The following is a 20,092-nucleotide window of genomic DNA, read 5'->3' as shown; positions in this document are numbered from 1 at the left end:
ATGTATGACGGATTTTATAAATTAACCAGAAAACCGTTCCAGCTCAATTCGGATAACGACTTTTTTTTTAAAAGCGAAGTGCATAAAAGGGCGTTGGCCTATATGCGTTATGGTTTGACCCAAGGGGAAGGCTTTATTGTCATTACCGGAACGCCGGGGACAGGTAAAACCATGCTGATAAAGCAGTTGCTGGGCAGTATTAATCCGCAAAAAGTCACTTATGGCGTTATTGTCTCGGCTCAGGTAGGGGCAGAAGATATACTGAAAGTGGTGGCGGCAGCCTTAAATTTGTCTTATCAAGAAGATGATAAAGCCACGTTGTTGGGTAAATTGGAGCAGTTTTTTGCCGCTGAGGCCGCACAAGGCAAGCGGGTGCTGCTGATTGTTGACGAGGCGCAAAATTTGCCGAAAAATTCCTTGGAAGAATTGCGTATGTTGGCAAATTTTGAACGGGGCGGCAAAACCTTGTTGCAGTTGTTCTTGCTAGGGCAAAACCAGTTTAATAAAACCTTGGCCCAATCCGATATGGAGCAGTTCCGGCAGCGGGTGGTGGCGACTTATCAGCTTAAGCCGCTGGATGAAGAGCAGGTGAAAAATTACATTCTGTTCCGGTTAAAACGGGCGGGTTGGCAACAGTCGCCGCATTTTTCCGATGTTGCTTTTGAGGAGATATTTGCGCATTCTAAGGGTATCCCAAGAAAAATCAATACCCTCTGTGAGCGTATCATGATGCTGGGTTTTCTTGATGAATTACAGGTGATTGACCAGGCTGTGGTGCAAACGGTACTGGCTGACATTGCCGAAGAAGAACTGGATGATGGGGAGGTGGGAGCGCTTCCAGCCAACGTCAACGCCGCTATTGCGGGCAGCTTGGAGGCGCGGGTCGCCCGCTTGGAGAACCTACTTGCTGATCTGCATAAGGTGCTGGCGGCTTACCAGCCCCTACCAGAGGAGTAGCCACCGCTTTTTACACCGCACCAATCCTTTTAAAACTGCAACGGTAATGATTGTGACCCTTAAAAACGCTATGACTGTCGATGTGGAAGATTACTTCCAGGTCTCCGCTTTTGAACCCTATATTGCTAAAAACCAATGGGATGCGCTGCCGCACCGGGTCGCTAACAATACCCATCGGGTGTTAGACTTATTTGCCGCCCACGGCGTTAAGGCGACTTTTTTTACCCTCGGCTGGGTTGCCGAGCGTTATCCCGATTTGGTTAAGCGTATCGTCGCCGAAGGTCATGAGCTGGCGTGCCACGGTTACGAACATATCCGTGTCACCGAGCAAACACCCGCCCAGTTCCGTGCCGATGTCGCCAAAACCAAATTGATATTGGAGGATCTGGGTGGGGTGGCGGTACAGGGTTACCGTGCCGCCAGTTATTCGATCAATGCCAGTAATTTGTGGGCGCTGGACATTTTGCAGGAAGAAGGCTTTGCTTACAGTTCGAGCATTTATCCGGTCAAGCATGATCTTTATGGGATGCCTGACGCGCCGCGTTTTCGGTATGAGCCGCTTGCCGGGCATCCTGATTTTAAGGAAATCCCTATCACCACGTTAAAAATCGGTGCGAAAAACCTGCCGTGCGGTGGCGGTGGGTTTTTTCGGTTTTATCCTTATGCCGTATCAAAATGGGCGTTCCGACGGGTTAACCAAGCGGAACAGCAAGCGGCTATTTTTTATTTCCATCCCTGGGAAATCGACCCGGAGCAACCGCGCCAATCCGGCTTAAACCTCAAAACCCGCACCCGCCATTATCTTAACCTTCAGCGTATGGAAGACCGTATCAAGCAACTGTTACGCGATTTTGAATGGGATACAATGGCGAAGGTGTTTTTATGAAGCAGGCCAGTACGATGATACACACTTTAGATGCCGCCAATTTTGCCCGTTGGGATGCGTTTGTCAATCAGCATCCTGAGGCGACGTTTTTTCATTTGTCCGGTTGGAAAACGGTGATCGAACAGGCTTTTGGTCATAAAACGTATTTTTTGTATACCGAAAACGCCGGGGCAATCACCGCCATTTTGCCGTTGGTGCATGTTAATAGCTTGTTGTTTGGCAATAGCTTGGTCTCTACGGCTTTTTGTGTCTATGGCGGCATTATTGCCACTGACCCGGCCGATTATGCGGCCTTAGATGCCGAAGCTTGCCGCTTGGCGCAGCAGTTGGGGGTGGATGCCTTAGAAATGCGCCACCGTGAACGTAAGCATCCTGAGCGGCCTTATAAAGACTTGTATGTCACCTTCCGTAAGGCTTTAGACCCGGACGTAGAGAAAAACATGTTGGCGATTCCCCGCAAACAGCGGGCGGTGGTCAGAAAAGGCATAGAAGCGGGTCTGACCAGCACCATAGACGAGGATGTCGAACGCTTGCATCTGGCGTATTCGGAAAGCGTCAGGAATTTAGGCACGCCCGTGTTTTCAAAGAAGTATTTCCGTACCTTAAAGCAAGTGTTCGGTGCGCAATGCGAGGTGTTGAGCATTGAGCATGACGGTAAGCTGATTGCCAGTGTGATGAATTTTTATTTCCGCGATGAGGTATTGCCGTACTATGGCGGCGGTACGGCCTTAGCACGGGATCTGAAAGGCAATGATTTTATGTATTGGGAAGTCATGCGCCGGGCGGTCGAAAAAGGCGTAAAAATTTTTGATTATGGGCGCAGTAAAATCGGCACCGGATCTTACAGTTTTAAGAAAAACTGGGGTTTTACGCCTGAACCGTTGTTTTATGAATTTTTTCTGGTGAAAGCGACCGAATTGCCGGACATTAACCCGCTGAACCCCAAATACCAGTTTTTTATTGCCGCTTGGAAACGCCTGCCGTTACCTGTCAGCCAAATGCTAGGGCCGTGGTTATCGAGAGATTTAGGGTAGGGCGATGGACAATTTGCTGTTTTTGGCCCACCGTATCCCTTATCCGCCCAATAAGGGCGACAAAATCCGTTCCTACCATTTTTTAAGCCATTTGGTGGCTGAGTTTACGGTCTATCTGGGGACATTCATTGATGACCCGCACGATTGGCAATATACCCCAATGGTCGATGCCTTGTGTGCCGAAACCTGTTATCAGGGCTTGCAACCTTTACCTGCGAAAATCAAAAGCTTGCAAGGCTTGGTGACGGGGGAAGCGTTAAGTTTGCCGTATTACCGTAATGCCGCGATGCAGGCGTGGGTCGATGCGGTGATTAAATCCCATGCCATTAAGAAAGTGCTGATTTTTTCCTCGGTAATGGCGATGTATATCCGGCCTGAGCATGGCGTGGAAATGGTGGTGGATTTGGTCGATGTCGATTCCGACAAGTGGCGGCAATATGCGGAAAAAAAACACGGTGTGGCGCGGTGGATTTATCGGCGTGAGGCGAGATATTTGCTGGCTTATGAGCGGCGCATAGCCGCTGTGGCGAAAGCCTGCTTGCTGGTGTCCGAGCAGGAGGCGGCTTTGTTTAAGGCCTTGGCACCGGAAGTTGCCGAGAAGGTGGGTTTTGTCAATAATGGGGTCGATACCGGCTATTTTGCGCCACAGCATGGCGCGGTGTCGCCGTATCAGGCTGACGCGCAAGTGCTGGTGTTTACTGGGGCGATGGATTATTGGGCGAATGTCGATGCCGTGGTCTGGTTTGCCGAACAGGTGTTCCCGCGCTTGCAAGCCCGATACCCGCAAGTGGTGTTTTATATTGTCGGCAGTAAGCCCAGCAAAGCAGTGCTGGAATTGGCCAATAACCCTGCCATTATCGTGACCGGACGGGTTGATGACGTGCGGCCTTATGTGGCCTATGCGCGGCTGGCCGTCGCCCCGCTGCGTATTGCCCGTGGTATCCAAAATAAGGTGTTGGAGGCGATGGCGATGGCGAAGGTGGTGGTCGCCAGTCATGCGGCGATGGAAGGCATTCCGTATCCTAGCGATGCCGAGGTGGCGGTCAGTGAGGATGCCGGGCAGATGCTGGCTCAGCTTAGCGGTTATTTACAAGTGCCTGTCACCGCTCCCGCTTTGGTTAACCGCGAGTTTGTCGTCGCCCATTTCAGTTGGCAGCAAAATGTCCATAAACTTGCCGCGCTCATCCAGGAGTAAGCCATGCCGCAACCCCCTTTAATCGTCCATATCATTTACCGTTTAGGCGTAGGCGGCTTAGAAAATGGCTTGGTTAACCTGATTAATGCCATGCCGCCCGAGGCTTACCGCCATGCTATTGTCTGCCTGAAAGACAGCACCGACTTTAAGTTACGTTTGACCCGCGCTGATGTCGCCGTGTATGAGTTGCACAAACGCGAGGGTCAAGATTGGCACTCTTTTGTCGCCCTGTACCGTTTGCTGAAAAAACTCCAGCCCAGTATTGTGCATACCCGCAACTTGGCGGCGATTGAATACCAGATTGCCGCTTTTTGCGCCGGTGTGCCTGGGCGTGTCCACGGCGAACATGGTTGGGATGTGTTCGATCCGAATGGCACGAATGTCAAATATCAATGGGTTAGAAGGGTATTAAAGCGTTTTATTCACCATTTCATCCCCTTATCGCGGCATTTGGAAAGCTATTTGCTAGATAAAGTTCATGTCACCCCACGCAAAATCCGCCGTATTATCAACGGTGTCGACACCCGCATTTTTTACCCGCGCACGGGAGCTAGGCAAACTCTGGACGGTTGCCCGTTTGCGTTGACTGACGACGAATTGGTGATTGGCACGATTGGCCGTATGCACGGCGTGAAAGACCAGATTACGTTAGTGAAAGCGTTTATCTTGGCCTGCCAAGGTGCCGAAGCCGATAGCCGCCATTTAAGGTTGGTCATTATCGGCGACGGGCCGTTGCGGGCAGAGGCGGTGGCCTTGTTAGAAGCGGCGGGGGTAGCCGGGCAAGCGTGGTTGCCGGGGGCGCGTGACGATGTCGCCGAGATTAACCGCCGCTTGGATGTCTTTGTTTTGCCTTCGCAAGCCGAGGGTATTTCCAACACCATTTTGGAGGCGATGGCCAGCGGGTTGCCGGTACTGGCGACGGCGGTCGGCGGCAACCCCGAATTGGTGGTGGACGGTGTGACTGGCCGCTTGACTCCCGCTAACAATGCCGAGGTGATGGCGGCGCATTTGCTGGCCTATAGCCACGATGGTCAGATGCGCCACGAACAGGGGCGGCAAGGGTATCAGCGGGTACAGGAACACTTTTCCTTAGCGGCGATGGTGGCGAACTACCAAGCGGTCTACGATTCATTTTTTCAAAAGGAATAACATTATGTGCGGAATTGTCGGCATTTTTGATTTGCAAGCCAAGCGCGACATCAACCGGGATTTGCTGTCACGGATGAATGAGACCCAGTTTCATCGCGGCCCCAATGAAGGCGGCATCCACACTGAGGCTGGGCTAGGGTTTGGCCATCGGCGCTTGTCCATTATCGACTTAAGCAGCGGCCAGCAGCCGATGATTAGCCGCGATAATAATGTCGTGCTGACCTTTAACGGCGAAATTTACAATTTTATGGAACTGCGCCAAGAGCTGGAAGCCTTAGGCTACCGCTTCCAGACCCATTGTGACACGGAAGTGATTTTATATGGCTGGCAAGCGTGGGGCGAAGCCTGTGTCGACCGTTTTCGGGGTATGTTCGCCTTTGCTATCTGGGACAGGCCGCAACAGACTTTATTTTTGGCGCGTGACCGTTTGGGTGTTAAGCCGCTGTTTTATGCGCAGTTGCCGAACGGACAATTCATTTTTTCTTCTGAGTTAAAAGCCCTGAAAGAACACCCCGATTTACCGAAAGAATTCGATCCTACCGCCATTGAAGAGTATTTTGGCTTTGGCTATATACCCGATCCGAAAACCATTTATAAAAATGTTTATAAACTGGAGCCGGGATTTTGCCTAACCTTAAAGCATGGGCAAAGCCAGTACCGCCCGCGCCAGTATTGGAACGTGAAATTTGCCGTCGATACCGCGCCGCGTAGTGAGCAGGATATTGGTGCGGAACTGATTGAGCGTTTCCGCGAAGCGGTCAAAATCCGTATGGTTGCCGACGTGCCGCTGGGCGCATTCCTGTCCGGCGGGGTAGACTCCAGCGCCGTGGTGGCGATGATGGCGGGCTTGTCGCCTGATCCGGTCAATACCTGTTCCATTTCGTTTGGCGACCCGGCTTATAACGAAGCCAAGTTTGCCGCGCAAATTGCCGAACGCTACCACACCGCGCATCGGGTTGAGCAGGTTGATCCCGATGATTTCAGCTTAATAGACCAACTGGCGGGGCTGTATGACGAGCCTTATGCCGACAGTTCGGCGCTGCCGACGTATCGGGTCTGTGAGCTGGCGAAAAAACAAGTCACGGTGGTGTTGTCGGGTGACGGTGGTGACGAGAATTTGGGCGGCTACCGCCGCCACCGTTGGCATACTTATGAAGAGCAAATGCGTTCATGGTTGCCGGACAGCATCAGAAAACCGGTCTTTAGCACCTTAGGCCGCGTTTATCCCAAAGCCGATTGGGCACCGAAAATCTTCCGCGCCAAATCTACGCTGGAATCGATAGGCCGCGATTCTGTCGAAGGTTATTTCCATAGTGTGTCGGTGATGTCCAACGAATTGCGCGGCAAGCTGTTCAGTACGCAACTGAAAAGCGAATTGCAGGGCTATCAGGCGGTTGACGTGTTCCGCCAGCATTTGCGCAATGCCCCGACTGACCAGCCTTTATCGCAAGTGCAATATTTGGATATTAAAACCTATTTGCCCGGTGATATTCTGACTAAAGTTGACCGCGCCAGCATGGCGCACGCGCTCGAAGTGCGGGTGCCTTTGCTGGATCATAAGCTGGTGGAATGGTTAGCGGGTGTGCAACCGGAATTGAAGCTGAAAGGCCGCGAAGGCAAATATATTTTTAAAAAAGCCTTGGAAAATTATCTGCCCGACGATATTTTGTACCGCCCGAAAATGGGCTTTGGTGTGCCGCTGAATGCCTGGTTTAAAGGGCCGTTAAAAGACAAGGTGCAAGCGGCTTTATTAGGCGAAAACATGCAGCAATGCGGTTTATTTGACCCTGCCATGCTCCAAAATATCGTCAGCCAACATCAAAATGGTTTGCGCGATTACAGCGCCCCGATTTGGTCATTGCTGATGTTTGAGGCATTTTTACGCAATAACGGCTAAGGCCGGGGTGATAAGTAAGCCATGACCCTGAAAGCGACGAAATTTTTTCTGCTGGGTGGCGGAATGAGGTAAATGCCACAACGGCACTTAAAAGCGCTATACTGTTTTTATCAGTAACCTTTTAATGAGTTTCGCCTAGCTGCTATGACTAAAGCCAAAGAAACCCTCGTCCACTGGCTGTCTGATGTCGAAGAGCATGATTATCCGGCGGCGGCTTCTTATCTGACGCTTATCTACGAGGCGGATAGGGTTGCCGACATCGTTACCCGGCTAAAACACGCCGCGCTTATCGAGTTTAAAGCCAAGGACATTTTTCGCGCCTCGCAGCTTTCCTTATTGGGTGTCAGCAACTCGCATGTCGAAAAAGACAAGAAAAAGATCAATAAAGGCAAAGGCTTGTCGCCTTTGTTGTTGGTCAGGGACCCGCGCAGCGCGAAGGTGGTCATCGCCGATGGCTACCATCGCCTGTGCGCCATTTACGGCTACGACGAGGATGCCTTGATTTTGTGTAAAATTGTCTCTGCGGTTTAGCGGCTAGTGAAGCTAACGCCCCGTTTACCCGCGCTATGGCTCGCCGATATGGTGGCGGGTTTTTCGGTCGCCAGTATCTTATTGCCCGAAGCTATTGCTTATGCCGCTATTGCCCATTTGGGCATCCAGCAGGCAATCACGGCCTTATTGGTCGGCTTGGGTTGTTACGCTTGTTTAGGCGGCAGCCCTTACGCGATTGTTGCCCCCACGTCCTCGGCGGCGGCATTGATGGCGGCGGTGGTGCTGTCTTTGCGCCCGCCCGATGCGGTTACTGCTACCGCTTTTGGTGTGGCATTGGTGATCCTGACAGGCATCGGTTTATTGGCTTTTGCCAAAGCCAAACTGGGGCGGCTGTCGGCTTTCGTTTCCCGTCCCGTCTTGCATGGCTTCTCGTTTGCGTTGGCAATCACCATTATCATCAAGCAATTGCCCATTCTGTTAGGTGTACACGTCCAAGCGAGCAACCCTTTCCATATTATGATTGATCTGGCCACCCATGCTGGGCATTGGAGCTTATGGAGCGCGTTGGTCGGTGGCGGGGCTTTGGTATTCTTGGCTATTTTAAAGCGTTGGCCTAGTGTGCCGGGGGCTTTTGTGGTCTTGCTGTCCGGTATTGCCCTAAGCCATTGGGTCAATCTGGCCGATTTTAAGGTTGCGGTGGTCGGTGCGGTCAGTATTACCCCACCCGGCTTGTCCTGGCCGCATTTAGCTACGGACAGATGGTTGGATTTGGCGGAATTGGCCTGCGGTTTACTCGTGATTATTGTTGCCGAATCGTGGGGCAGTATCCGCAGCATCTCCCTTAGTCACGGCAATACCGTGGAGCCTAACCGCGAGTTGTTTGCGCTGGGGGCTGCCAATCTTGTTTCGGGCTTACTGCAAGGGATGCCGGTCGGAGCAGGGTTTTCCGCCAGCACCGCTAACGAACAGGCGGGGGCAACCAGCAAATGGGCGGGGGCGATGGCGGCGGTTATCCTATTGTTGGTGGTCGTTTTTGGTCAGATCTGGATAGGCGAAATCCCCGAACCGATTGTCGCAGCGGCGGTCATCAATGCCTTAAGCCATGCCGTTAACCCCCATTTCCTCTTCCATTTATGGCGGCTAGGCCGTGACTACTACTTGGCCTTGGCGGCAGTCGGCGCAGTTTTGGCCTTTGGGGTTTTGCACGGTATGCTTGCGGCCATTGGCTTATCGCTGGCTTCGGCGATACGCTCATTCAGTCAAGCTAAGGTCAGTGAATTGGCGGGGCTGGGGCATTCGCATGATTATGTCGACAGGGAAAATCATCCCACCGCCCAACCTCATCCTAAGCTGTTAATCCTACGCCCCGAAGAGCCGCTGTTTTTTGCCAGTGTCGAAGGGGTATTGGCAGAAATTAATCGGCAGTTAAGCCTGCGCCAAGATGTGCAGATTCTTATCATCAGCCTTGAACAAAGTGCCGACCTTGACAGTACGGCGGCGGAATGCTTGGTCGAGTTAGCGAACGCGCTTAAACAGCAAGAGAAAATGCTCCTGTTGGCGCGGGTTAAAGACCCTATCAGGGAGTTATTGCTGGAATTGGGGGGGCGGCAATTTCACGGTAAACTGTTTTGGAGCGTCGCTGACGCGGCGGTGGTTGCCCAAAAATATACCGTTAAGGTTTTTGGGCAAGTGGGCTAGCAGCTTGCGAGGCCTTTTAGCTTGCTAAACCGCTTGGCCTCGATTTGGGTAGGTTTTAGGAATGCGTTTGTTTGCGCAAACGGTCGGCCAAAACCCGCATGACGTTTAGAGCGAAATACGGATGCTCTTGGATAAGGAAGTTGAAATATTTTTCCGTAACGGCGACCACTTCGCTGTCGGTTTTGGCAATGGCGTTGGCATAGCGGATTTTGTCGTCAATCAAGGCCATTTCACCAAAAATATGCCCTGCACCTAAGGTGATTAACAGTTTTCCGTCCAAGATGATGTCCACTTCACCGGATTTGATGTAGTACATTTCTTCGCCGACTTCTCCGGCGGAGAATATCGTTTGTCCGGCAGCAAAAAGTTTGGTGTCTTTGTTGCTGTTTAAGATGTTGAAGTTGGGGGGTAATGACATGGGAACCTTATTTTTGTTTAAGATTTTGGGAATATGCTAAAGCTATCGGGTATATATCCAAAGCAATACGAGTCTTCAATTGGTATGTTTTTTTCGCGAAACCATTTTTCCATAAAATGGCGTTTATGCGAGGGGCATCTAGGATCGATTGTTACCGCAGTTACAAAGTCGCCGGAACAGTGTGCGAATTCAAAACGAGGTAGCTGCGTAATTTTTACCAAACCAAAAAATTCGGTAAAATGATTTTTTAGAGAGTGGTGTCTTTCATCTTTTGGATCTTCAGCAATTTTTTTTAATTCCAATGTAAGTTTATCGAATTTTGTTTCAGCTAATCTAACTAACGCTCTAATTTCATACTCATGTTCGAAGCTCGAATCTTTAATCAGGCAGGTTTTGGTATTTGAAATCAGGTTTCGCTGTTTTTCTCGTTCATAGTATCTGCGAGGAATCTCCGTTAAACCTGGTAGTTCCGGATTAGACTGTTTATATCGTGCCTTAAAGCGTTCAAATACCTTTATTTTTCGGTTTATCTTTTTCAAGAGGTTAGGTAATGATGTATAAGAGACTGGATACACACCTGCTTCTGATGCAAAGACAATATGCTTGTCACTATCAGTTAGTGATGTATTTAGAAAAGATTTTTGATTCAGAAAATCTAATAAAACATATTCAAGTGCTTGTACTGAGGTTTTGATTCGTACTCCGCAATGGTCAGGAGAATATAGCGACCACATTGCTACTGATTCGGCTTTACTTGACCAACAGCTTACATAATGGCTTTGCTGTAAATGGGCGTGTGTTTGTCGGGCTGTCTTAAGATCTGACCATCCTGTGCTTCCGCATTGCATGTGGGGTAACGCAGTGGCTTCCAATGAGCCTAATAATATTTCAATCCCTTCATTTTGATCAGAGAACGTATCTGCTCGCGAGAGTCTGATTCTTTGATTTTGGATTATGTCAGCTGCTGCAAAAAAGTCGACAATTCTATAAAGTGCTTGGGTTTTGTCTAGCCCAGGTGATGTTTTTAATTGAAGCTTGCTTAATTCAGATGCTTGCATATAAGAGCATGACTAATGTATTGATTATATAGTTATAAATAGTTTGCATATCTACTTATGCTGGCATTACAAGCCCCGCAACAAATCCCTTTTTATATCGCCGATATTTTCCAAGCCGACCGAAACCCGCACTAAGCCGTCTTTAATTCCTGCCGCCGCGCGGGCTTCGGGGCTTAAGCGCCCGTGGGTGGTGGTGGCCGGATGGGTGATGGTGGTTTTTACATCGCCCAGATTGGCGGTGATGGAGAGCATTTGCGTCGCGTCTATCAGCCGCCACGCCGCTTCCTTACCGCCCGACAATTCAAAACTGACAATGCCGCCGAACTGGCTTTGCTGGCGTTTGGCGAGTTCGTGTTGCGGATGGGAGGGCAAGCCGGGGTAGTGGACTTTGGCGACACTGGGCTGTTGTTCCAGCCATTGCGCTAAGGCAAGGGCATTGTCGCAATGGGCTTTCATGCGGATAGCTAAGGTCTCTAAGCCGGACAAGAATACCCAGGCGTTAAACGGGCTCATGGTCGCACCGCCTGTCCGTAGGTACGGGTAGACGGACTTTTCGATAATCTCTTCACTGGCGATGACCGCGCCGCCGACACAGCGGCCTTGGCCGTCGATGTATTTGGTCGCCGATTGGACGACAATATCCGCCCCCAAGGCCAAAGGCCTTTGCAGGGCAGGGGTGCAGAAACAGTTGTCCACTACCAGCAAGCTACCGTTTTGGTGCGCCAGTTCGGCCAGTTCGGTAATGTCGGCAATTCCGGTTAAGGGGTTAGAGGGTGTTTCCAAAAATAAAAACCGGGTGTTAGGCTTAAGCGCCGCAGCCCACGCCGCCGTGTCGGTCAAATCGACAAAATCGCAACTGACCCCAAACTTGCCGAAATAATTTTCAAACATTAGCACGGTATTGCCAAATACGCCGCGCGAGCAGAGGATATGGTCGCCACTTTTCAGCAAGCTCATTCCCACTGCCATAATCGCCGCCATGCCGGAGGCAAACGCTAGGCAACGTTCACCTTGTTCCATTAACGCCAAACGTTGTTGGAAGGCGTTAACGGTGGGGTTGGTAAAGCGCGAGTAGATATTGCCGGGCTTTTTGCCGGTAAAGCGCAAAGAGGCTTCTTCGGCACTGGCAAACACATAGCTGGAGGTGGGGAAAATCGCAATGCTATGCTCATCTTCGGCGGTGCGGTGATGGCCGGCCCTAATGGCTTGGGTTTCTATGGAATAGTCGTTCCAGTCAATATCGTTCATAATTGTTCGGGATAGGGTGGAAAATCGGCAGATTTTACCACTGATTTGCCAAACGGGCGGCGAATCGCTGTGGCGAGGGCTGGCCGTGGTTGCTAAGGCTTGGGCTTTTGTTGGGTTTGGCGGTGGCTTAGCCTTGTTTTTTTTGGCATTTTTCCTGACAATGTTTATAGCCGACTTATTTTAGGGGAGTGTTTTTATGTCGCAAGTACGACAAACGCCGATACCGATACCTAGGGTGACGGAAGCCGATTATTTACACGCCGAACAACTTGCCGATACCCGGCATGAGTTTATTGACGGTGTGGTCTATGCAATGGCGGGGTCTGGCTATAATCATAATTGTATTACCGTAAATATATCGTCTTTTTTTGGGGATCATCTAAAGGGTACGCCTTGTGCGACATTTGTTGCCGCTATGAAAGTGCGCTTGGGTAGGGATTATGTTTACCCCGATGTGGTGGTGGATTGCAGTAAAATGGGCGGGGATGATTATTTTGCCACTGCGCCTATCGTGATCGTTGAGGTGCTGTCCAAATCCACCCGCAAAACCGACACCACCACCAAACTGATCCGCTATATCAACCTGCCGTCCTTACAGGAATATATGTTGATAGAACCGGATTTTGTCTCCGTACAAGTGTTGCGCCGGGTGAACCATTGGCAATCGGAATATTTTTACTTAGGCGATAGCGTGACCTTGGCAGCCTTAGACCTGACGCTGGCGGTGGCGGATATTTATGACCGTGTCAATAATCAGGATATGGAGGAGTTTAGGCGCGAGGGGATTGTTGAAGTTAAGGCGTGATGCTTTTGTGAATCTTCCGGCATCTGCCTCTTTGGAGCGCGGGCATCTTGCCCGCCTTTGTGGGCAAGATGCCCGCGCTCCAAGCCAAGCAGCTTTTTTGTTTGCTTGAATTATTTTCTGTCCATTCCTAAGTTAAGCTAACCTTTCTACCTTCCGCCGCCGATTGCAAGGCCGCGACTATCGTCCGGCAGTTACCGTGCGCGTCATCTAAGGACAATTTAGGCGCTGTTCCCGATAATACGCAGTGGCTGAAATGCTCGACTTCCAAGCGGAAATGGTTGGCGGCGGGCAGGCGTTCTTCGGTTTGCCGCCCGTCGTCTGTCCACCAGGTCAATACTGGCACGTCGCCCGGCAGTTGCCAAACGACATGGCATTTTAAGCCGCCTTTTGTGCCGATAATTTCGTATTCGCTACGGCGGGCGCGGGCGAAGCTGAAATCGAATTGGCCGAACTTACCGTCACCAAAATCCAATACCCCGCTGGCGGCAATGTCCGCGCCGCTATCTAGCGTTTGGTGTAGGGCGGTGACGGCAATGGGGTCTTGCCCGAACAAGCTGCGCACGGTATGGATGGCGTAACAGCCAATATCCCACATCGCCCCGCCGCCTTGGGCGATGGGTGCTTCTAGGCGGTACATGCGTTCTGGGCGCATCATGAAGGAAAAAGTAGCCCGCACCGAGCGAATGTCGCCCAACAACTCTGATTGTACCAACTCCTGCACCCTTGCATGTTGTGGGTGGAATTGGTACATAAAGCCTTCCATGACCATGACCTGATGTTGGTGGGCGGCGGCTTGTATGGCGTGGATGTCACTGACGCTCAACGCCAGGGGTTTTTCGCATAAGACATGTTTGCCGTGGCCGATGGCGCGTAACGTCGATTGGGCGTGTTCGTGGTTGGCTAAGGGAATATACACGGCTTGCACGTTAGGATCATTGAGCAGGTCTTCGGGTGCGTCATAGACGGTTACGCCGGGGTAGCAAGGCGCGAAACGGTTGAGGGTTTCGGCGGCGGCGCCAGGGCGGCGGCTGGCAATGGCGACCAGTTCGGCATTGTCGGCTTGGACAATCGCGGGCAATAAGCGTTCGTTGATTCTGGCGGCCCCTAAAATGCCCCAGCGGAGTTTATGGGTGGTGGTTGGCATGGTGCTTATCCTTATGTACTGTGATGGGTGGTTTTTTGTATGTTATTATTATAAAAAAGTTATTGGCTATTATGGCGAAGACTTTATTTGCATGGAAGCCCTAAGCAACTATGTTAGGCTGCATCCGGTCTGCTATTATCTTCTGTAACCCTTTATAGAGTCCCTACTATGTCACAAGTCAATAATGCCGCCAAATTTACTGCGCTGGCACTCTCGTTAGAATTGCCTTATTCCGTTAATAACAGCCCAGGGTCAGTTACTGATGCTAAGCTTGAGGCGTTTTTGGGCTTGGCCCCAAAGACGTTAGATGCGTTGGTAAAAGGTAATGCCACCAATGGTTCGGCGGTCGCTTATAGCGTTACCGCCAAAGTGGGCGACCAGTTGGTGGTATCTTATGATTTTCAGACCAATGAGGCTTTCCAGGCTAGCCGCTATAATGATACCGCCTTCCTGTCGGTGGCGGCGGCGGGTTTTACCGACACCCAAGTGATTGCCGATACCTTTTCTACGGTCTTTGTCGGTTATCAGTCTTATACTTATACCTTTACCCAAAACGGAACGTTTACCGTTGGCTTAGGGGTGGTTAATAAGACCGATATTACGCTCAATTCGGCTTTGCAGGTTGCCGCTATCCGTTTAAACGGCGTTGCTTTGTCGGCTCCAGGTTCGATAGGGCATATTTCAGGGGCAATGACCGGCACGAATGGCGGTGATATATTAGCTGGCGATGCCTTGGTGAAAAATAGCCACGATATTATTTACGGTTTGGCGGGTAATGATGTGCTGTCTGGTTTGGGCGGTAACGACACGCTGTATGGCGGCGACGGTAATGATGTCTTAAACGGTGGCGCGGGTGATGATGTATTGGATGGCGGCGATGGCGTAGACACTGTTTTGTATGGCAGTGCCATGACCGGGGTATTTGTTAATTTAAACCTGACCGTTCAGCAAAATACGGTAGGCGGGGGTAAAGATACCTTATTGGCCATAGAAAATATCAACGGAAGCCCTTACAACGATACCTTAATCGGCACTGCCGCTAACAATATCCTGCTCGGCGGTGCGGGTAACGATACCCTGAGTGGCGGAGCTGGGGATGATATTTTAACGGGGAGTTTAGGTAATGATGTTTTGAACGGCGGCAATGGGGTGGATACCGTGTTGTACGGAACGGCCACGGCAGGGGTGACGGTTAATCTGAGCTTGACCTCCCAACAAGAGACGGGCGGGGCGGGTAGTGATACCTTGCTGGCTATAGAAAATATCAATGGCAGTTTTTTTAACGATACCTTAACGGGTGATGCCGGCAATAACATCCTGTCTGGGGATGTGGGTGACGACCAGCTCTATGGCGGTGACGGCAACGATAGCCTGATAGGCGGTTTGGGTGACGATGTTTTGAATGGCGGTGCAGGCTTTGATGTCGCGCAATACTATACGGCCACCGCAGGGGTGACGGTTGACCTTGCGTTAACGGCTAGCCAAAACACAGGCGGTGCCGGTTGGGATACGCTCAGTCATATCGAAGAGGTGAATGGCAGTGCTTATGACGATACCCTGACAGGGAATGCCGCCAATAATGATTTATACGGCGGGGCGGGTAATGATGTGCTGGACGGTGGCTTAGGTGTTGATGTGCTGACGGGGGGGCTTGGGCAAGACAGCTTTTTGTTCGATACGGCCTTAAGTTCGGCTAATCGGGATATTATCACCGATTTTTCCGTGCCTAATGACAGCATCCAACTCGACCACCGTATTTTTACCGAGCTAACCATCGGCCATTTAGCGAACACCACTTTTAAGGTTATTGGAATCGGTAACGTGGTGGACAGTAATGACCATATCCTTTACAACATTATTTCGGGCGGGGTATTTTATGATGCGGACGGCAGCGGTGTGGGCGCTGCCGTGCTGGTTGCCTTGATCGGTAGGGGCTTGGATGTCAGTGCGGCAGATTTTATGGTTGTCTAGCCCGTTGTTTGGGCGTTAATACCGCGCAGGCAATTGGCTGACCGCCTGTAAATGCCAAGGCTGCCCGTCTTGGCTGGCTTCTAGGGCATTCTCCACGGTATCGTCTAAATCGGCGAAAAAATCTAATCCGGTTTGTGCTTCTATGGCATCGATGGTGGTGACAAATTGCGCCAGCGGCTCATGGCCTTGGACGGTCTGCGGCACTAAGAACGCCAGTACCCGCGGTTTTTCGGGCGGTTTGGCGGCGGTGATATAGAGCTTAAAAAACGCATCGGGAATTTCGACTTTCCAATCCGAGCTGAGCCGCTCTACCGAACCGCTAAAAACAGGGCCGGTCACTACCCAGATTTTGCCGAACAGGGGCGCAAAGGTGTCAATTTCTGCTTCTTCCAGGCGTTCCCACACTTTTTGGTTTAAATGCGCTTTCTGCGGCGTGACGTTGGTCATCAGAAAGCTATCGGCTTGGCCTTGTTTGCCATAGAGATGTCCCATCGCATAATTGGGGGCCATGTGGCCGCGGTCATAGCCGCTTTTTTGGTAACTGTCATGATCTAGGCGGTTAAGGCTACGCCAGTCGGTGCTAAAGCGGTTGGGGCGTTTTAATGACGGGGCGTGTTCGGGAACTGGGGTTAGGGCATATTCTACCCATAACGGATTGCCGCGCCAGTCAGAATAGCCCAAGATAAAGCCGTGGTTGCGTAAGACCCGAAACCAAGTATCGATGTTGTGTCCGGCGACGGGGCGGGGTTCGCCTTGGTATAGCATCGCGGGGCGGGCTATTTTTACTTCGTAGCCATAATCGCCCGCGCCGAGCAGCAATCCTAATAGCAACAGCGAGGGATGGCGGTAAATCAGGCGCATGAGGGTGAAAAGATGTTTGAAGCTGTTGAAAGAAGATTGTTTGCTCATGGGTAGTAAAAATAGGTGAGCCCGGGGGAATCGCTCGGCGGGGTATTTTGCCAAGCAATGGCAGCTATTGAAAGCCCTTTATCTTGTCCGTTTAGCCTCTCTGGCCGTTCACTCTGGGCGCACTGTGTTAAAATTGTGGCATTTTTAACCGCTGTAGACGGTTTGGCCGCCTATCGCCTTTCTTGTTTAAACTGAAGATAACATGGCTAGCAACGCACAAAATACGCCGCTCCACGTTTTGAAAACGGTGTTTGGTTATGACGGTTTCCGTGGTCAGCAACAGGCGGTCATTGACCATCTGTTGGCGGGGCAAGACGCTTTGGTGCTGATGCCGACGGGTGGCGGCAAATCCTTATGTTACCAGATTCCTGCCTTGCTTAGGCCGGGCGTGGGTATTGTCGTATCGCCACTGATTGCGCTGATGCAGGATCAGGTCAGTGCCTTGTTGCAATTGGGCGTAAAAGCGGCGTTTCTTAATTCGACCTTAGCGCAGCAAGAAGCCCGGCGCATCGAGCAGCAATTGCTCAATGGCGAGTTGGATTTGCTTTATGTCGCGCCGGAGCGGCTGGCCTCGGAATATACCCGTAGTTTGTTCGGTAAGATCAAAATCGCGTTGTTTGCCATTGACGAAGCCCATTGCGTCTCGCAATGGGGGCATGATTTCCGTGCCGATTATCTGCAACTGTCCATGTTGCATGAGCGTTTCCCTGATATTCCGCGCATAGCCTTAACGGCCACCGCCGATGAGCGTACCCGTGAAGAAATTGTCTTACGTTTGGGTTTAGGCCATGCGCCGTTATTCCAAAGCGGTTTTGACCGTCCGAATATTTGCTACCGTATTGTCCAAAAACAAAATGCCCGCCAGCAATTGTTGACGTTTATCCGCGCTGAACATGCCGGGGATGCGGGGATTGTTTATTGTCTGTCGAGAAAAAAAGTCGAAGAGACGGCAATCTGGCTAAGCAGCAAGGGCGTTAATGCCTTGCCTTATCATGCCGGTTTAAGTGCGGACGTACGTTACCAGAACCAGCACCGGTTTTTGATGCAGGAAGGCTTGGTGATTGTCGCAACTATTGCTTTTGGTATGGGCATAGATAAGCCGAACGTGCGCTTTGTCGCGCATTTGGATTTGCCTAAAAGCGTTGAGGCGTATTATCAGGAGACGGGCAGGGCGGGTCGTGACGGCTTGGCGGCGAATGCGTGGATGGCTTATGGTTTGCAAGATGTGATTACTTTGCGGAAAATGCTGGCCGAATCGCAGTCCGATGAGGCGCATAAGCGGCTTGAATACCATAAGCTTGATGCCATGCTGGCTTTATGCGAGCAGGTGCATTGCCGGCGGCAAAGCCTGTTAAGCTATTTTGGCGACCAATTGGAACAGCCGTGCGGCAATTGCGACACTTGTATGGAACCCGTGCAAACCTGGGACGGCACCTTGGCGGCACAGCAGGCCTTATCGTGCATATACCGCACCCAGCAACGCTTTGGGGTGGCGTATTTGATTGATGTGCTGTTAGGTAAGCAAACGGCTCGGATCAGCCAATTTGGCCATCAGCAATTGTCCACTTATGGTATCGGTAAGGCGTTGGATGAGCAGCAATGGCATTCGGTGTTCCGGCAATTGGTCGCGCGGGGCTTGGTCAGCGTCGATTTCGACGGTTACGGTGCGTTGCAATTGACCGATACCTGCCGCCCGATTTTGCGCGGCGAACAGCAGTTAATGCTGCGCAAAGATGTTAAGCCGGAGAAAATCAAGGCCACTAAATCCGGTCAGACGACGGGGGGGATGAGCGATTTGTGGGATGCCTTACGCGCCAAGCGCAAACAAATTGCCGATGCCCAAGATGTGCCGCCTTATGTGATTTTTCATGATGCCACTTTAATGGCGATGATGGAGGCCAAGCCTGCCAATTTACGCGACATGGCAAGAATATCCGGCATCGGGACCCGTAAGTTGGAGCAATACGGCGAGCAGTTTTTAGAGGTGCTGCAACGCTTTAGGGATGCCGCAGATGACGCTTCCGATACGGTCAGCGAATCGGTCAAACTGATCCGCTTGGGGTTTAGCGTTTCGCAAACCGCCCAAAAACGCAGTTTGCGGGAAAACACCATTTATGCGCACATGGCACAAGCTTTGGAGCAGGGGATGGTGTTGCTCAGCGATGTCGTGGATTTGCCGGAAGCAGAGCTAAAAACCATTGAAGTGGCGTTGCTGGATTTGCCCGAAGAGCAGAAAAATGCCCTGAAACCGATTTTTGACCAGTTTGCCGGACAGTATTCTTATGAGGTGTTGCGTTGCATACGCGCGGCTTTATGGCATAGGGTAGGGTGATGTAAGGTAAGGGTGGCAAATGTTGTTGCGTTTACGAAAACATCAAGTTTTTTGTGCCAAACAACGATTTGTACAAGGCAATGTCTTTCTTGAAGGCTTTGCTGATTTTGGCGATCAGTTCGTCGTCGTAAAGGGTGGAGGGTTTAGGGGCTTGTCCGGCTTTTTTTAGGGTACGGATGGCATCGGGTAGGTAATCGGCGTAAGTGTCGTTACTGATAAGCTCAAAGCGCTCTATGCCATGGCGGGTGAGGCCTCTGGCATCAATAATGTCGATCTGGGCTTTTTCGCTGATAATGCTTTGGGCGGCTGCAAAAGTTTCCAGATTGAAATAATCGTCATAGTCTTTATAGACTAAAAAATCCACTTGCGGTTGCCAATGGATATTAGCGCGTAAGATAGCGGGTTTAGTGATGGTGTTGACGAATAGCCGGAAGCTCATGTCCTGAATGTCTATCTGCCGCTGTACCGCATCGTACAATTCCCAGGCCACGCCTGTGGTATCGACTATTTTATCCAGATAAGCGCTGGCTATTCTGGCGAACGGGCAGCGCAAAATCACAAAGGTATAATCGGCTTGGATCAGACTGGCAAGGTCTGCCCTAAAGGTGTCGTTATTACAATGTATCCAGTTAAAATCTGCGGTGCTGCTAATACAGCCGTTCGCCATCGCTAAGGATACCCGCATGGTTGAACAGGCGTTCTTGGGGATAAAGCTGTAAATGCTGTTGCTGCGGTAAATGCGTAAGGCGAAAGCTTGGGCAAACCGATGTGCGCTGTTGTTCGGCAGATAGGCATAAGAATCGGCAGAATAATTCAGTTGACGTTTTTTCATGGCGGCACCTAGGGAAAGGGGAGTCCGTGGGTAAAATTTTGGCTGAAATACGAACGGCACACGTTGG

17 protein-coding genes are annotated in these 20,092 nt (G+C 51.0%); 11 read left to right on the top strand and 6 right to left on the bottom strand.

The features are described from left to right. The 8 genes from CEK71_RS02505 (at window position 1) to CEK71_RS02470 (ending at window position 9,308) form a co-directional block, all read left to right on the top strand. A complete protein-coding gene (locus CEK71_RS02505; RefSeq protein ID WP_088617907.1) occupies window positions 1-957 on the top strand; it encodes an XrtA/PEP-CTERM system-associated ATPase in 957 nt (318 codons plus the stop codon). 46 nt (window positions 958-1,003) lie between these two features. After that, complete coding sequence (locus tag CEK71_RS02500) at window positions 1,004-1,843, top strand: XrtA system polysaccharide deacetylase (RefSeq protein ID WP_088617906.1); 840 nt, start codon at window positions 1,004-1,006, stop codon at window positions 1,841-1,843. Further along, window positions 1,840-2,877 carry a FemAB family XrtA/PEP-CTERM system-associated protein gene (locus tag CEK71_RS02495; protein ID WP_232463747.1) on the top strand — a complete coding sequence of 346 codons (1,038 nt, stop codon included), beginning with the start codon at window positions 1,840-1,842 and terminating at the stop codon, window positions 2,875-2,877. Before CEK71_RS02500 ends, CEK71_RS02495 begins: the two co-directional genes overlap by 4 nt. A gap of 4 nt (window positions 2,878-2,881) precedes the next feature. Beyond that, on the top strand, window positions 2,882-4,072 hold the full coding sequence (locus CEK71_RS02490) for a TIGR03087 family PEP-CTERM/XrtA system glycosyltransferase (protein ID WP_088617905.1): 1,191 nt from the start codon (window positions 2,882-2,884) through the stop codon (window positions 4,070-4,072). 3 nt (window positions 4,073-4,075) lie between these two features. Continuing rightward, the gene (locus CEK71_RS02485; protein WP_088617904.1) at window positions 4,076-5,221 is read left to right on the top strand and encodes a TIGR03088 family PEP-CTERM/XrtA system glycosyltransferase; all 1,146 of its coding nucleotides are present in this window, start codon (window positions 4,076-4,078) and stop codon (window positions 5,219-5,221) included. A gap of 4 nt (window positions 5,222-5,225) precedes the next feature. Then, window positions 5,226-7,118: an XrtA/PEP-CTERM system amidotransferase gene (locus CEK71_RS02480; protein ID WP_088617903.1), complete on the top strand. Its 1,893-nt coding sequence runs from the start codon at window positions 5,226-5,228 to the stop codon at window positions 7,116-7,118. Between the two features lie 144 nt (window positions 7,119-7,262). Then, entirely contained in the window at window positions 7,263-7,649 is a 387-nt protein-coding gene (locus CEK71_RS02475; protein WP_088617902.1) for a hypothetical protein, read from the top strand. A gap of 6 nt (window positions 7,650-7,655) precedes the next feature. Then, window positions 7,656-9,308, top strand: a complete 1,653-nt coding sequence (locus CEK71_RS02470; RefSeq protein WP_157678935.1) for a SulP family inorganic anion transporter — start codon at window positions 7,656-7,658, stop codon at window positions 9,306-9,308. Window positions 9,309-9,363: 55 nt separating this feature from the next. On the opposite strand, the gene CEK71_RS02465 is transcribed toward CEK71_RS02470, so the two are convergent. The 3 genes from CEK71_RS02465 to CEK71_RS02455 form a co-directional block, all read right to left on the bottom strand. Then, a complete protein-coding gene (locus CEK71_RS02465) occupies window positions 9,364-9,726 on the bottom strand; it encodes a Crp/Fnr family transcriptional regulator (RefSeq protein ID WP_088617900.1) in 363 nt (120 codons plus the stop codon). Window positions 9,727-9,743: 17 nt separating this feature from the next. Further along, complete coding sequence (locus CEK71_RS02460; protein ID WP_157678933.1) at window positions 9,744-10,784, bottom strand: DUF2971 domain-containing protein; 1,041 nt, start codon at window positions 10,782-10,784, stop codon at window positions 9,744-9,746. 66 nt (window positions 10,785-10,850) lie between these two features. After that, window positions 10,851-12,032: an O-succinylhomoserine sulfhydrylase gene (locus CEK71_RS02455; RefSeq protein WP_088617898.1), complete on the bottom strand. Its 1,182-nt coding sequence runs from the start codon at window positions 12,030-12,032 to the stop codon at window positions 10,851-10,853. Window positions 12,033-12,228: 196 nt separating this feature from the next. Here CEK71_RS02455 and CEK71_RS02450 point away from each other — a divergent pair, with 196 nt between their 5' ends. After that, window positions 12,229-12,837, top strand: a complete 609-nt coding sequence (locus tag CEK71_RS02450) for a Uma2 family endonuclease (RefSeq protein ID WP_088617897.1) — start codon at window positions 12,229-12,231, stop codon at window positions 12,835-12,837. A 127-nt stretch (window positions 12,838-12,964) separates the two neighbouring features. On the opposite strand, the gene CEK71_RS02445 is transcribed toward CEK71_RS02450, so the two are convergent. Then, a complete protein-coding gene (locus CEK71_RS02445; RefSeq protein WP_088617896.1) occupies window positions 12,965-13,981 on the bottom strand; it encodes a Gfo/Idh/MocA family protein in 1,017 nt (338 codons plus the stop codon). 168 nt (window positions 13,982-14,149) lie between these two features. Here CEK71_RS02445 and CEK71_RS23850 point away from each other — a divergent pair, with 168 nt between their 5' ends. Then, window positions 14,150-15,952, top strand: coding sequence for a calcium-binding protein (locus CEK71_RS23850; RefSeq protein WP_088617895.1), 1,803 nt, complete (start codon window positions 14,150-14,152; stop codon window positions 15,950-15,952). A gap of 15 nt (window positions 15,953-15,967) precedes the next feature. Here CEK71_RS23850 and CEK71_RS02435 read toward each other — a convergent pair whose 3' ends face one another. Beyond that, window positions 15,968-16,861: a DNA/RNA non-specific endonuclease gene (locus tag CEK71_RS02435; protein ID WP_088617894.1), complete on the bottom strand. Its 894-nt coding sequence runs from the start codon at window positions 16,859-16,861 to the stop codon at window positions 15,968-15,970. 202 nt (window positions 16,862-17,063) lie between these two features. Between CEK71_RS02435 and recQ the strand changes: the two genes are divergently transcribed. Continuing rightward, window positions 17,064-19,193, top strand: a complete 2,130-nt coding sequence (recQ, locus tag CEK71_RS02430) for a DNA helicase RecQ (protein WP_088617893.1) — start codon at window positions 17,064-17,066, stop codon at window positions 19,191-19,193. A gap of 31 nt (window positions 19,194-19,224) precedes the next feature. Here the strand turns inward: recQ and CEK71_RS02425 are convergent, their stop codons facing one another. After that, a complete protein-coding gene (locus tag CEK71_RS02425) occupies window positions 19,225-20,025 on the bottom strand; it encodes a sulfotransferase family 2 domain-containing protein (protein WP_088617892.1) in 801 nt (266 codons plus the stop codon). Between the last annotated feature and the right edge of the window lie 67 nt (window positions 20,026-20,092).

It is taken from the genome of Methylovulum psychrotolerans (genome assembly GCF_002209385.1).
Lineage (GTDB): Bacteria > Pseudomonadota > Gammaproteobacteria > Methylococcales > Methylomonadaceae > Methylovulum > Methylovulum psychrotolerans.
This window is presented reverse-complemented; position numbering and strand designations above follow the sequence as displayed.

Excerpts from the sequence above, each read along its gene's own strand:
- CEK71_RS02505 (WP_088617907.1), top strand. The coding sequence starts at position 1 with ATGTATGACGGATTTTATAAATTAACCAGAAAACCGTTCCAGCTCAAT.
- CEK71_RS02500 (WP_088617906.1), top strand. The coding sequence starts at position 1,004 with ATGATTGTGACCCTTAAAAACGCTATGACTGTCGATGTGGAAGATTAC.
- CEK71_RS02495 (WP_232463747.1), top strand. The coding sequence starts at position 1,840 with ATGAAGCAGGCCAGTACGATGATACACACTTTAGATGCCGCCAATTTT.
- CEK71_RS02490 (WP_088617905.1), top strand. The coding sequence starts at position 2,882 with ATGGACAATTTGCTGTTTTTGGCCCACCGTATCCCTTATCCGCCCAAT.
- CEK71_RS02485 (WP_088617904.1), top strand. The coding sequence starts at position 4,076 with ATGCCGCAACCCCCTTTAATCGTCCATATCATTTACCGTTTAGGCGTA.
- CEK71_RS02480 (WP_088617903.1), top strand. The coding sequence starts at position 5,226 with ATGTGCGGAATTGTCGGCATTTTTGATTTGCAAGCCAAGCGCGACATC.
- CEK71_RS02475 (WP_088617902.1), top strand. The coding sequence starts at position 7,263 with ATGACTAAAGCCAAAGAAACCCTCGTCCACTGGCTGTCTGATGTCGAA.
- CEK71_RS02465 (WP_088617900.1), bottom strand. The coding sequence starts at position 9,726 with ATGTCATTACCCCCCAACTTCAACATCTTAAACAGCAACAAAGACACC.
- CEK71_RS02460 (WP_157678933.1), bottom strand. The coding sequence starts at position 10,784 with ATGCAAGCATCTGAATTAAGCAAGCTTCAATTAAAAACATCACCTGGG.
- CEK71_RS02455 (WP_088617898.1), bottom strand. The coding sequence starts at position 12,032 with ATGAACGATATTGACTGGAACGACTATTCCATAGAAACCCAAGCCATT.
- CEK71_RS02450 (WP_088617897.1), top strand. The coding sequence starts at position 12,229 with ATGTCGCAAGTACGACAAACGCCGATACCGATACCTAGGGTGACGGAA.
- CEK71_RS02445 (WP_088617896.1), bottom strand. The coding sequence starts at position 13,981 with ATGCCAACCACCACCCATAAACTCCGCTGGGGCATTTTAGGGGCCGCC.
- CEK71_RS23850 (WP_088617895.1), top strand. The coding sequence starts at position 14,150 with ATGTCACAAGTCAATAATGCCGCCAAATTTACTGCGCTGGCACTCTCG.
- CEK71_RS02435 (WP_088617894.1), bottom strand. The coding sequence starts at position 16,861 with ATGAGCAAACAATCTTCTTTCAACAGCTTCAAACATCTTTTCACCCTC.
- recQ (WP_088617893.1), top strand. The coding sequence starts at position 17,064 with ATGGCTAGCAACGCACAAAATACGCCGCTCCACGTTTTGAAAACGGTG.
- CEK71_RS02425 (WP_088617892.1), bottom strand. The coding sequence starts at position 20,025 with ATGAAAAAACGTCAACTGAATTATTCTGCCGATTCTTATGCCTATCTG.